Origin of the sequence: Paenibacillus humicola (assembly GCF_028826105.1) — a bacterium.
Classification (GTDB): Bacteria; Bacillota; Bacilli; order Paenibacillales; family Paenibacillaceae; genus Paenibacillus_Z; species Paenibacillus_Z humicola.
In genome coordinates, this window is the sequence record NZ_JAQGPL010000001.1 from 5295309 (window position 1) to 5307493 (window position 12185).

At 54.0% G+C, this 12185-nt stretch carries 19 protein-coding genes; all 19 read right to left on the reverse strand.

What is annotated here, in order from left to right; all coding sequences use genetic code 11:
- Positions 1–14: 14 nt before the first annotated feature.
- Positions 15–368 (reverse strand): 50S ribosomal protein L24, encoded by a 354-nt coding sequence (gene rplX / locus PD282_RS24320; RefSeq protein ID WP_274653994.1) that lies wholly within the window; start codon positions 366–368, stop codon positions 15–17.
- Between the two features lie 98 nt (positions 369–466).
- Positions 467–835 (reverse strand): 50S ribosomal protein L14, encoded by a 369-nt coding sequence (gene rplN, locus PD282_RS24325; RefSeq protein ID WP_274653996.1) that lies wholly within the window; start codon positions 833–835, stop codon positions 467–469.
- Between the two features lie 60 nt (positions 836–895).
- The gene (gene rpsQ / locus PD282_RS24330; protein ID WP_274653999.1) at positions 896–1159 is read right to left on the reverse strand and encodes a 30S ribosomal protein S17; all 264 of its coding nucleotides are present in this window, start codon (positions 1157–1159) and stop codon (positions 896–898) included.
- Positions 1160–1210: 51 nt separating this feature from the next.
- Positions 1211–1411, reverse strand: a complete 201-nt coding sequence (gene rpmC / locus PD282_RS24335) for a 50S ribosomal protein L29 (protein WP_274654001.1) — start codon at positions 1409–1411, stop codon at positions 1211–1213.
- On the reverse strand, positions 1401–1835 hold the full coding sequence (gene rplP / locus PD282_RS24340; protein ID WP_274654003.1) for a 50S ribosomal protein L16: 435 nt from the start codon (positions 1833–1835) through the stop codon (positions 1401–1403). Before rplP ends, rpmC begins: the two co-directional genes overlap by 11 nt.
- A gap of 2 nt (positions 1836–1837) precedes the next feature.
- Positions 1838–2506: a 30S ribosomal protein S3 gene (gene rpsC, locus PD282_RS24345; RefSeq protein WP_274654005.1), complete on the reverse strand. Its 669-nt coding sequence runs from the start codon at positions 2504–2506 to the stop codon at positions 1838–1840.
- A gap of 13 nt (positions 2507–2519) precedes the next feature.
- Complete coding sequence (gene rplV, locus PD282_RS24350; protein WP_274654007.1) at positions 2520–2855, reverse strand: 50S ribosomal protein L22; 336 nt, start codon at positions 2853–2855, stop codon at positions 2520–2522.
- Between the two features lie 43 nt (positions 2856–2898).
- Positions 2899–3180, reverse strand: coding sequence for a 30S ribosomal protein S19 (gene rpsS, locus PD282_RS24355; RefSeq protein ID WP_274654009.1), 282 nt, complete (start codon positions 3178–3180; stop codon positions 2899–2901).
- Between the two features lie 66 nt (positions 3181–3246).
- A complete protein-coding gene (gene rplB, locus PD282_RS24360; protein WP_274654011.1) occupies positions 3247–4077 on the reverse strand; it encodes a 50S ribosomal protein L2 in 831 nt (276 codons plus the stop codon).
- Between the two features lie 71 nt (positions 4078–4148).
- Positions 4149–4439: a 50S ribosomal protein L23 gene (rplW, locus tag PD282_RS24365; RefSeq protein WP_274654013.1), complete on the reverse strand. Its 291-nt coding sequence runs from the start codon at positions 4437–4439 to the stop codon at positions 4149–4151.
- Positions 4439–5062 carry a 50S ribosomal protein L4 gene (gene rplD, locus PD282_RS24370; protein WP_274654015.1) on the reverse strand — a complete coding sequence of 208 codons (624 nt, stop codon included), beginning with the start codon at positions 5060–5062 and terminating at the stop codon, positions 4439–4441. The genes rplW and rplD overlap by 1 nt, the downstream gene beginning before the upstream one ends.
- Positions 5063–5086: 24 nt before the next feature.
- Complete coding sequence (rplC, locus tag PD282_RS24375; protein ID WP_274654017.1) at positions 5087–5710, reverse strand: 50S ribosomal protein L3; 624 nt, start codon at positions 5708–5710, stop codon at positions 5087–5089.
- Between the two features lie 39 nt (positions 5711–5749).
- The gene (gene rpsJ / locus PD282_RS24380; protein ID WP_006676490.1) at positions 5750–6058 is read right to left on the reverse strand and encodes a 30S ribosomal protein S10; all 309 of its coding nucleotides are present in this window, start codon (positions 6056–6058) and stop codon (positions 5750–5752) included.
- 247 nt (positions 6059–6305) lie between these two features.
- Positions 6306–7295 carry a glycosyltransferase family 2 protein gene (locus PD282_RS24385; RefSeq protein ID WP_274654020.1) on the reverse strand — a complete coding sequence of 330 codons (990 nt, stop codon included), beginning with the start codon at positions 7293–7295 and terminating at the stop codon, positions 6306–6308.
- A complete protein-coding gene (locus tag PD282_RS24390) occupies positions 7273–8679 on the reverse strand; it encodes an undecaprenyl-phosphate glucose phosphotransferase (protein ID WP_274654022.1) in 1407 nt (468 codons plus the stop codon). Before PD282_RS24390 ends, PD282_RS24385 begins: the two co-directional genes overlap by 23 nt.
- A gap of 90 nt (positions 8680–8769) precedes the next feature.
- Complete coding sequence (locus PD282_RS24395; protein WP_274654024.1) at positions 8770–9726, reverse strand: glycosyltransferase family 2 protein; 957 nt, start codon at positions 9724–9726, stop codon at positions 8770–8772.
- A complete protein-coding gene (gene rfbD / locus PD282_RS24400; RefSeq protein WP_274654026.1) occupies positions 9723–10583 on the reverse strand; it encodes a dTDP-4-dehydrorhamnose reductase in 861 nt (286 codons plus the stop codon). Before rfbD ends, PD282_RS24395 begins: the two co-directional genes overlap by 4 nt.
- Positions 10580–11602 carry a dTDP-glucose 4,6-dehydratase gene (gene rfbB / locus PD282_RS24405; protein ID WP_274654027.1) on the reverse strand — a complete coding sequence of 341 codons (1023 nt, stop codon included), beginning with the start codon at positions 11600–11602 and terminating at the stop codon, positions 10580–10582. The genes rfbD and rfbB overlap by 4 nt, the downstream gene beginning before the upstream one ends.
- An 11-nt stretch (positions 11603–11613) precedes the next feature.
- Positions 11614–12171, reverse strand: a complete 558-nt coding sequence (rfbC, locus tag PD282_RS24410; RefSeq protein WP_274654028.1) for a dTDP-4-dehydrorhamnose 3,5-epimerase — start codon at positions 12169–12171, stop codon at positions 11614–11616.
- Positions 12172–12185: the final 14 nt, after the last annotated feature.

The following is a 12185-nucleotide window of genomic DNA, read 5'->3' on the forward strand; positions in this document are numbered from 1 at the left end:
CTCAGGGCGGTCAATTAGTCGATCACTTCACCGGATTTCTTTGCGATCCGGACTTTTTTGCCATTGTCGAGCACTTTGTAACCGATCCGGGTCGCTTTGCCGCTCTTCGGATCCAGGTGCATCACGTTCGATACATGAATCGGCGCTTCCTGCTCGATGATGCCGCCTTGCGGATTCGCCTGCGACGGGCGCGTATGCTTCTTCACCATATTGACGCCTTCGACCAGTACGCGGTTTTCACGCGGATAAGCGGCGATGATGCGGCCTTTCTTGCCTTTGTCTTTGCCGGTGATGACGATGACGTTATCGTCTTTTTTCACGTGCAATTTATTGTTATGGGATTCCAACACTTTTTTCAGCCGTGGCATGAGTTACACCTCCTGCTTGCTTGTTATTCAAGCTTCTTCGGGCCCCGGAAAGTATCGGATCAGACTTCAAAGCTTCTCTTCACTTTCTGGGGAATGTCTTAGATAACTTCCGGTGCGAGCGAAACGATTTTCATGAAATCGCGATCGCGGAGCTCGCGGGCGACCGGTCCGAAAATACGCGTGCCGCGGGGGCTCTTGTCTTCCCTTACGATAACCGCCGCATTTTCGTCAAATGCGATGTAGGAACCATCTTTACGGCGAACCGAACGCTTCGTACGCACGATAACCGCTCTAACGACGTCACCCTTTTTGACAACGCCACCGGGTGTTGCTTGTTTGACGGAGCAGACGATCAGATCGCCGATATGGCCAACACGACGTCCCGTACCGCCGAGCACGCGGATACACATCAGTTCCTTCGCGCCGGAGTTGTCAGCGACGGCCAAACGAGTAAATGGTTGAATCATGTTAACGTCCTCCTTTCGGAAAAATGCTTACCGCTTCGCGTCTTTTGGAGCGCGGCGAGCTTAAAGAATTATAGCTTCTTCAACGATTTCGACCAGGCGGAACCGTTTGTCTTTCGAAAGCGGACGAGTTTCCATGATTTTTACCGTATCGCCGATTTTGGCCTGGTTGTTCTCGTCATGCGCCTTGAATTTCTTCGTGTATTTGATGCGCTTATGGTACAGATCGTGTTTTTTGTAAGTCTCAACGGCAACAACGATCGTTTTGTCCATCTTATCGCTCACGACTTTTCCGATTTGAACTTTGCGGGCATTGCGTTCGCTCATGTTCTTCCTCCTTCCCTGCTATCGCGTTTCATATGTTCGGGAATCAGCAGCTCAGCTGGTAATTCCGAGTTCTCTTTCACGCAAAACGGTTTTGGCACGAGCTATTTCCTTCCGCACGTCGCGGATCCTCATCGGGTTGTCCAGCTGACCGGTGGCCAATTGAAAACGAAGGTTGAACAGCTCTTCTTTAAACCCGGAGATTTTTTGTTCGAGCTCAGCAGAGGTCAGGTTGCGAAATTCACTAGCTTTCATTTGCTTCACCACCCACTTCTTCGCGTTTCACGAACTTCGTTTTAACCGGGAGTTTATGTGCGGCGAGACGCATGGCTTCGCGCGCGATCTCTTCGGATACGCCGGCAAGCTCGAACATGATTCTGCCCGGCTTCACGACAGCCACCCATTTCTCCACGTTACCTTTACCGCTACCCATCCGAACCTCAAGCGGCTTCTGGGTGATCGGCTTGGCAGGGAAAATTTTGATCCAAACTTTACCTCCCCGGCGAATGTAACGGGTCATGGCGATCCGTGCCGCTTCGATTTGACGGTTGGTGATCCATGCCGGCTCAAGAGCCTGCAGGCCGTATTCGCCGAAGGCGACTTCCGTACCGCCTTTCGCGCGGCCTCTCATGTTACCGCGCTGCTGCTTGCGGTGTTTGACGCGTTTTGGTACCAACATGATTAGTTGCCTCCTTCCTGGGGAGCTGCAGCTTTCTTCTTCTGCGGAAGGATTTCACCGCGATAGATCCATACTTTTACGCCGATGCGGCCGTAAGTCGTATGCGCTTCTGCCGTGCCGTAATCGATATCGGCGCGCAGCGTATGAAGCGGTACCGTACCTTCGCTGTAACCTTCCGTACGAGCAATCTCCGCACCGCCCAGACGACCGCTGACCGATGTTTTAATGCCTTTCGCGCCTGCCCGGATTGTCCGCTGAATCGATTGTTTCATCGCACGGCGGAACGAAATGCGGCGTTCAAGCTGCTGGGCAATGCTTTCGGCAACGAGAATTGCGTCGAGCTCCGGATTTTTGATTTCGGAAATATTGATATGGACCTTCTTGCCCTTCGTGATCTTCGCCAATTCGGAACGAAGATTCTCGACCTCGGAACCGCCTTTGCCGATGACCATGCCCGGCTTCGCCGTATAAATCGTGACGTTCACGCGGTTGGCCGCACGTTCGATTTCGAAACGGGAAACAGCAGCGTCCTTCAGTTTGTTCTTCAGGTACTCACGGATTTTCACGTCCTCCATGAGCAGATCCCCGAAGTCTTTGCCTGCATACCATTTGGATTCCCAGTCGCGAATAATGCCGATACGAAGACCGACGGGATTTACCTTTTGACCCACACGTTTTCCCTCCTTATTTTTCGGATACCACCAAAGTGATGTGGCTCGTTCTTTTATTGATCCGGCTGGCACGTCCCATCGCGCGAGGGCGGAAACGTTTCATCGTCGGTCCTTGGTTGACGAAAACTTGCGAAATAACCAAATTGTTAACGTCCATTTGGTAGTTATGCTCCGCGTTTGCAACCGCGGAATTCAACAGCTTCTCCACGATCGGGGAAGCGGCTTTCGGCGTATGGCGCAAAATCGCAATTGCTTCGCCGACTTGCTTGCCGCGGATCAAGTCCACAACGAGCTGCGCTTTGCGAGGGGCAATACGAATGAAATTCGCGCTCGCTTTTGCTTCTGGCATGGATGTAACCTCCTCTCGTTCCTTTCAGCTTTACGCCCGCCGATTAACGGCGGCCGGTTTTTTTGTCGTCGTCTCCGTGGCCTTTGTACGAGCGCGTCGGAGCGAATTCGCCGAGTTTATGACCGACCATATCCTCCGTCACGTAGACCGGCACGTGCTTGCGGCCGTCGTAAACGGCAAACGTATGTCCGATAAACTGCGGAAAAATCGTGGAACGGCGCGACCAGGTTTTTACAACGACCTTCTTGTTCGTTTCGTTCAGATCTTCGACTTTCTTGAGCAGGTAGCCGTCGATAAACGGACCCTTCTTCAAACTGCGACCCATGGATGATCCTCCCTTCACGGTAGCTTGCGCGACTTAAGGCAGCCGCGCATCGATGATCAAGCGCCGTTATTTCGTGCGGCGACGAATGATGTATTGGCTCGAAGCTTTTTTCTTCTTACGCGTTTTGTAGCCAAGCGTCGGTTTACCCCAAGGCGACATCGGCGATTTGCGGCCGATCGGTGCGCGGCCTTCGCCGCCGCCGTGCGGGTGATCGTTCGGGTTCATGACGACACCGCGAACTTCCGGACGTTTGCCAAGCCAGCGGGAACGGCCCGCTTTACCGATTTTCACGAGCTCGTGATCCTCGTTGCCGACAGCGCCAATGGTAGCGCGGCATTTCTTCAGAATGCGGCGAACCTCGCCGGACGACAGCCGGATGACGACGTAGTCGTCTTCTTTACCGAGAAGCTGAGCTTCCGTGCCTGCGGCGCGAACGAGTTGACCGCCTTTGCCCGGCTTCATCTCGATATTGTGGATGACCGTACCGACCGGGATGTTCTCGAGCGGCAGGGCATTGCCGATTTTGATATCGGCTTCTGCGCCGGATACCACTTGATCCCCAACCTTTAGGCCTTTCGGAGCGATGATGTACCGCTTATCGCCGTCGGCGTAATGGATCAGCGCGATGTTCGAGGTCCGATTCGGATCGTATTCGATCGTCGCAACGTTGCCTACGACGCCGTCCTTGTTCCGTTTAAAGTCGATAATGCGGTATTTGCGCTTATGGCCGCCACCGTGATGGCGAACCGTAATTTTGCCTTGATTGTTGCGACCGGCTTTCTTGTAAAGCGGCGCAAGAAGCGATTTCTCCGGGGTGCTTGTCGTAATCTCTTCGAATGTCGAGACGGACATGGCACGGCGGGCCGGGGAAGTCGGTTTATACTTCTTAATAGGCACTTCGATTCCCTCCTTAACCGTTATGTCCCGGTTTATTTACAGAGCGGAGCGCGGGCGCCCCGTCCGTTTCATTAAACCGATTCAAAAAATTCAAGTTCGTTGCTGTCGGCGGACAATTGCACAATTGCTTTTTTCCACTCCGACGTATAACCGTTATAACGGCCGTAGCGTTTCGGCTTGGCCGGCATGCGGAGCGTATTGACGCCCGTTACTTTCACTTTAAAAATCTGCTCGATGGCCTGTTTGATTTCCGTTTTGTTTGCACGGATATCAACCTCGAATACATAGCGTTTATTCGCCATGAAATCGCTCGTTTGTTCGGTAATGATCGGGCGCTTGATAATATCGCGTGGATTTTTCATTACGCAAGCACCTCCTGTACTTTCTCGACCGCTTCCTTCGTGATGATCAGCTTGTCATGTGCCATGACGTCCAGAACATTGATGCCGTCGGCTGCGACAAATTTCACACCCGGGATGTTGCGAGCGGACAATGCGACGTTGTCTTCGAAGCCCGCCGTAACAACCAGCGCCTTGCGGGCAACGTTCAGGTTGTTCAGAATGGCTGCGAATTCTTTCGTCTTCGGCGCAGCGAGCGCCAGCTGATCCAGAACGATAATATCGTTGTCAATCACTTTGGAAGACAGAGCGGATTTGATCGCCAGACGGCGAACTTTCTTAGGAAGCTTGAAGCTGTAGCTGCGCGGAGTCGGTCCGAATACGGTGCCGCCGCCGACCCATTGCGGAGAGCGAATGGAGCCTTGACGAGCGCGGCCCGTCCCTTTTTGCTTCCAAGGCTTGCGGCCGCCGCCGCGAACTTCCGAGCGGCCTTTCGTTTTGTGCGTGCCTTGACGCTGGGCTGCTTGCTGCAGCAGCACGGCGCTGTGCAGAACGTGAACGTGCGGTTCGACGCCGAATACGGCATCGGACAACTCCACTTCACCGACCTGCGAGCCGCTCACGCTGTAAAGTGCTACTTTTGGCATTTCTTGTTCCTCCTTTCGTCAGCGTTATTTCTTCACCGTAAGTTTAACTTTGACGAAGCTGTTTTTCGGGCCCGGAATGGAGCCTTTCACGAGCAGAACGTTGCGTTCCGCGTCGACACGTACAACTTCGAGATTTTGAATCGTAACCGTTTCGTGGCCCATGTGGCCCGGCAAATGCTTGCCTTTCGGAACGCGGTTCGCTTGAATCGAACCCATGGAACCCGGACCGCGGTGGTAACGCGAACCGTGAGCCATCGGACCGCGGCTTTGTCCCCAGCGCTTAATAACGCCCTGGAAGCCTTTGCCCTTGGAAATCCCCGTAACGTCAACAAATTCGCCCTCTGCGAACAGATCGGCTTTCAGCTGCTGGCCAACCTCGAACTCGCCGATGTTCACACCGCGAATCTCACGAACGTAGCGCTTAGGAGCCGTATCGGCTTTTTTCGCGTGGCCGATTTCCGGCTTGGTCGCTCTCTTCTCTTTCTTGTCGGCAAAGCCGAGCTGAACCGCTTCGTAGCCGTCGTTCTCCCGGTCTTTCTTCTGCAAGACCACGCAAGGACCCGCTTCGATAACCGTTACCGGTACGACGTTGCCCTCTGCGGTAAATACTTGCGTCATGCCAAGTTTTTTGCCTAAGATACCTTTCATGTTGACACCTCTTTTCCTTTCGCGTATCGGTATTCGGTATTACAGTTTGATTTCGATATCTACACCGGATGGCAGATCGAGACGCATGAGTGCATCGACCGTTTGCGGCGTAGGATTGACAATATCGATCAGACGCTTGTGCGTGCGCATCTCGAATTGTTCCCGAGAATCCTTGTACTTGTGAACCGCGCGCAAAATGGTGATGACTTGCTTTTCCGTCGGAAGCGGAATCGGTCCCGACACGCCTGCACCGGATCGTTTCGCCGTTTCCACGATTTTCTCCGCGGACTGGTCAAGAATTCTGTGATCGTACGCTTTCAAGCGGATACGAATCTTTTGCTTTGCCATATAAGTCCCTCCTTCTATCGCCCAATTTAGTATCGGACATACTCCGCGAGAAAAACCCGACTGGCCCCTCATGGCAAAGGAGCCGGGTGTGTCGGCAACCTCTCGCATCATCGCAACGTCACAGACCAACGTTCACTATTATAGCGGAATGGAAAGGCGAATGCAACAGAAATCTTGGGCTTCCGTTGATAGGGTGCCGCAGCAAACAAAAAGGACAACCTCCGGCTCGTATCAAGCGTTCGAGCGGTCATTGTCCCATTGATCTCGTTTGGTTCGGCGCAGCGTGGAGCTTCTGCCAGATGCCGTGATGCATGCTGAATTTTCCGCATAGCCCTCTCGGCAGCCGGCGGTGCCGTTTACCGAGCTCATATCCGATCAGCTTCGCCGCCGATTCGGCGATGAGCAGCGGTATCTGGTGCCACTGCCGGTTTCGGTGCAAATCGCGGATCAGCCCCCGCACCATATTCGATCCTTCGCCGCCAACGGCGGAATATTCGTAGATCCATTCGTTGGTGCTCATCGATACGCCGTTATCGAAGAAACGCTTGAACTGCTGAACGAGCGTGTAGCTGTGCGAATGGATCACCTTCGCTTCCGCCGCGTAGGCGATCTTGTAGCCACTCAAAATGCATTTGGCCGCTAAAATCATATCTTCATTAAAGATAACCGGCTCGGGAAAACGTCCCACTTCATTATATATGTCTCTGCGAACCGCCGCGCAGACGTTGGAGCAGAAAAACGTTTTGACGCCCAGCTTCGCGAGATCGCTTTTATCTTTGACCGAAGACTCCGGCGGATAGTTGTAGCTCCGGGCAAGCCTTTCCAGCGTCTTCGCATCCGGCCTGGCGAGCTGCCTGGCATAAACGGAAGAGATTCGTTCGTCCCGAAGCAGCGGCTCGGTCAATCGCTCAAGCAGATGCTCGTCCGCCGGCATTGCGTCCTGCGTCATAAACACGAGAATATCGCCGCGTGCCAGACCCGCCGCATAATTGCGCGTTCCGCCGTGATCGAATTCGCTCTTCTGAACGGAAAACACGGACGCGCCTTCCGCCGCAGCCAGCCCGGGCGTTCCGTCGTCGGACGACGAATCGACGACAATAATTTCGTCGGGTGGGAAGGTTTGCTTGCGCAGACGATGCAAGAGTTCCTTAAGCGGCGGGCCGGCCTGGTAGGTCGGTATGATAACGGAGATTCGAAACGGGCGGCTGACCGCTTCAGTATGCATTTCGATCCACAAGACCTTTCGCGACCGTCTTCACGATGATTTTCAAATCAAACATGAACGTCCAATTCTCGATGTAAAACAAGTCGTGCACGATCCGGTCATTGATCGACGTATCGCCGCGCAAACCGTTCGTCTGCGCCCAGCCCGTAATCCCGGGACGAATGTGATGCTTGACCATGTATTTCGGTATCTCTTCTTTAAACTGCTCGACGAAAAACGGCCGTTCGGGGCGAGGGCCGACCACGCTCATATGACCGGCCAGCACATTAAAAAACTGCGGAAGCTCGTCGATGCTCGCCTTGCGCAGAAACGCCCCGAATTTCGTGCGGCGCGGGTCGTTTTCGACCGTCCACTGCGTATTGGCCACATTCGGATCGCTTACATGCATCGAACGGAATTTGTACATATTAAAGGTACGACGGTCCAGTCCCATCCGCTCCTGCTTGAAAATGGCAGGGCCCGGCGAGGTCAGCTTGATTCCGATGTAAGCGAACAGCATGATCGGCGAGGAAAAGATAATCGCGATGACCGAAAATGCGATATCGAACGCCCGCTTCAAAATCCGGTTGCTCAGTTCGTCCAGCGGAACGTCCCGCACGTTAATAAGCGGAATACCGGCGAAATTATCGAAAAACGGCCGTGCCGGCAGCAGATCGTAGAAATCGGGGATAATGAGCGTCTTGACGCCCGCCTTCTCGCATTGCTCGATGATTAAGCTGTATTTCGCGTAAGCCTTAAGCGGAAGCGCAATGATAACCTCGTCGACGATCAGCCCGCTCAATTTGACAGCCAGGTCGTCGATCGTGCCGATGATCGGCTTCAAGTGACGGTATTCGGGGGCGTGATGTTGTTGATAATCGTCCAGAAAGCCGAGCACCTCATAGCCAAGCTCCGGATGCTGCTGCAAGCTTTCGTAAAAGCTGCGTCCGACCGACCCGGCGCCCAGCACAAGCACATACCGTTTGTTGTATCCTTTGCGGCGAAGCCGGATCAGCGCCTGCTTCACCATATACCTGTAGGTTATAAGCGCAACCACGTTAATGACCATGAAAATCGCCAAAAATTCGCGGGAAATATGTACTTCTTTCGCGATGAAGAGCATGCTCATCAGACCGAGGAACGAGATGCCGTGCACTTGTATGATTTTCAAAATATCGAAGGAGAAGCTCTTTCGCCGCCGCGGCGCATAGAAGCGGACGTAGAACCCGACCAAAACGGCCGCGAACGAATAAACCGTTCCCCACAGAAGATACTCGCCGAAAGGAAGCGTATTATAATGCGGAATCCAACCGCTTCTGAATTTCAGCCAGTAGGCGAAAAGAAACGTAATCAAGGTGCACAGCAGATCAGCCAGTACATAAATTTGCGTCAAAAAACGCTGGTTTTGACGAATCATGTTCTCTTCCCCATTTAAACTCTATTTGTTCTGCTGTCGAATCTACTTCTATTGTAGCAGATTAAGTAGAGCGAACCAACCTAATATCGACTAGGAACTTCCATTTCTATCATGAATACGGCGATACAAAATCCGCCGCTTCCGCAGCATTTGCGGCAGCGTTCGGGCAATGGCCGCCCAGCATCCAAGCAGTCCGGGCTCGAACACCGCCGCATACCCCGTCATCGCCAGTTCCATCCCGATCAATGCGGGCAAACGGAGCAGCAGTCTCCACCCGGCAGGCTCGTTTTTCACCATCGTATAAATACGGTTCTGATAGGAATGGCGTCTTAGAAAAAGCGGCTTCGACTTGCGGCTGGCACGCCCCTCGTATTTCCAGCCTCGATGATGGAGCGCCCGCGCATCCGCCGCGTAATACGCTTTCCAGCCCAGCAGCCTCGCCCTCCAGGCGACATCGACATCTTCTTTGTAGGCAAAATAGGCCTCGTCAAAAAATTGTCCGTCGATGCGGATATCATCGATCATCCTGCGAGCATAAACCGCCGCGGCGCCGGAAACCCCGAATACTTCCCCGGACTGCAGCCAGTTGGCGGCCGGCTCTCCCGTCCCCCGGTCTCTCGCCCTGCGAAAAGCGTCCATCACGAGTCCCGTCGTATCAATCACGTCCGGATCCGCGGCAAACACCAGGCGGCCGGCTGCACTGCCTATCTCCCGATGCGCCTCCATATAATGAAGGATGACGGACAGATAGTCGGGTTCGAGGATAACATCCGGGTTCAGAACAAGCACATAATCGGACTTCGTGTGTGCGATCGCCTGATTGTGTCCGGGGGCGAAGCCGATGTTCATTTCGTTGACAAGGAGGGTAACCGGTCCGTCAAACCGGCGGACGATACCGCATGTTCCGTCGGACGAAGCGTTATCGACAACGACGATTCGTTCCACGGGATGCGTTTGCGTCAAAACCGCTTCCAGGCAAGGCCCGATATCGGATTCGCTGTTGTAGGTGACAATCGTAACGCTTGCGGTTGCCGGCGGCTTGTTCAATCCGAAACGCGTCCTTGCAAGAAATGCTCGAGCCCTTCCCGCCAAGGCCGAAGGTCGGTCAATCCATGAATCCGGATCGCACTGTGATCCATTACCGAGTAAGCGGGCCGCGGAGCCGGCCGCGGAAAATCCGCTGTCGTGCAAGGCTCCAGCCGGACCGTCTTGCCGCTGAGCTCGAATATCGCTTTCGCGAATTCGTACCACGAGCAGATGCCGGTATTGGAGGCATGATAAATCCCGTAATAGTCGGTCTGAACCAGTTCAAGCAGAAACCGCGCAAGATCGAGCGTATAGGTCGGCGAGCCAATTTGATCGTGAACGACCTTTAATTGGTCGCGCTCGTCCGCCATTTTCAGCATCGTCTTGACAAAATTGCTGCCGTACCTGCCGTATACCCAGGACGTCCGTACGATAAAAAAACGGTCATGAAACGCCGCGGCCGCCTGCTCGCCCGCCAGTTTCGACTTTCCGTAAACGGTACGCGGGCCGGTCGTATCCGTTTCATGATAGGGGACGCTGCCCGTCCCGTCGAACACATAATCCGTGCTGATATAGCAAAGCTTTGCGCCGGACTCCCTTGCTGCAAGAGCGATATTGCGCGTGCCGGCAGCATTAACGCGAAAAGCCTCGTCCGGTTCGGACTCGGCCAGATCGACCGCCGTATACGCGGCGCAGTGGATGACCACATTGGGCGAATAATCGGCGATGACGCTTCGCGCCTGCTCCAGGTTCGTCACATCCAGCTCCTCCCGGCGGAAACCGCGAATTTCGAGCCCCTCCGCCTTCAGCCGGACAATCTCGGCACCCAGCTGCCCATTCGCGCCGGTCACCAAAATTTTTCGGGTGCGCGCCGTCATGAGGTTTCCCCCAACCGCTCGCCATACTGCGTTTGATAGTACTGCTGATAAGCACCGGACAAAACCTGGTTCATCCATTCCCGGTTAGCCAAATACCACCGGATGGTCTCCCGGATGCCGGTTTCGTAATTATGCTTTGGCTTCCAGCCCAGCTCGCGGCGAATCTTATCGGCGTCGATGGCATAGCGGCGGTCGTGGCCGAGACGGTCTTTCACAAATGCGATGAGCGACTCCGGCTTGCCAAGCTCCGCCAAAATCGTTTTGACCACCTGGATGTTGTTGCGCTCATTGTTACCGCCGACATTGTAGACTTCTCCGGCTACGCCTTTATGAACCACGAGATCAATAGCACTGCAGTGATCTTCGACATACAGCCAGTCGCGAATATTCATACCATCGCCATAAACCGGCAGCGGCTTATCCTCAAGCGCATTCTGAATCATGAGCGGAATTAGTTTCTCCGGAAATTGATAAGGACCATAGTTGTTGGAGCACCGCGTAATATTCACGTTCATCCCGAACGTTTCGTGATATGCGCGTACCATCAGATCGGCTCCGGCCTTACTTGCCGAATACGGGCTGTTCGGAGCAAGCGGCGTTTCTTCCGTAAACAGTCCCGTTGCGCCCAGCGTTCCGTACACTTCATCCGTCGACACCTGGACGAATTTCGGCACTTGATACATTTTGGCCAGGTCCAGCAGTGTCTGCGTCCCCAATATATTCGTTCGAACAAACAGATCCGGCTGCAAAATGCTCCGGTCGACATGCGATTCCGCGGCAAAATTCACCACAACGTCGAGTCCTTCCGCAAACAGCGGCTCCAGCGCCGCGCGGTCGGCGATATCCGCTTTGACAAACCGGTAATGCGCATGATGCTCGATCGAACGCAAATTTTCCAGATTACCGGCATAGGTGAGCGCATCGACGTTAATCATCTCGTACTGCGGGTAATTCCTTGCGATATAAAGGACAAAATTACTCCCGATAAAGCCGGCGCCGCCGGTAATTAACATCTTCATGAACGAACCGCTCACCCTTCGTATTGAAAATTGTTTTCCGCGTCCGCGAGCGCGAGATGCTTCGCATCTTTATCCGACAGTACCGGCTTCGATACCGGCCAGTCGATACCAAGCGCCGGGTCGTCCCAGGCAATGCCCCGGTCATGCTCGGGCGAATACAGCGCATCCACCTTATATTGAACCTCCGTGTTCGCAACAAGCGTGCAAAAGCCGTGGGCGAAGCCCTGCGGGACCAGCAGCTGCCGTTTATTCGAAGCGCTCAAAATAAAGCCCTGCCACTGGCCATATGTAGGCGATCCTTTGCGGATATCCACGATGACGTCGTAAATTGCGCCGGCAGTCACGCGTACCAGCTTGGTCTGTGCCTTCGGATTCAGCTGATAATGAAGCCCCCGCAATACGCCCGCTTCGACGGAGAGCGAATGATTATCCTGGACAAAAAGATGATCGATACCGCCGGCCTTGAACGCGGCATCATTGTAGCTTTCCATAAAAAAACCCCGGTGATCGCCAAAAACAGCGGGCTCGATCAGTTTTGCACCGGGGAGCCGGGTTTGAACAATATGCATGATTGCGGCACCTT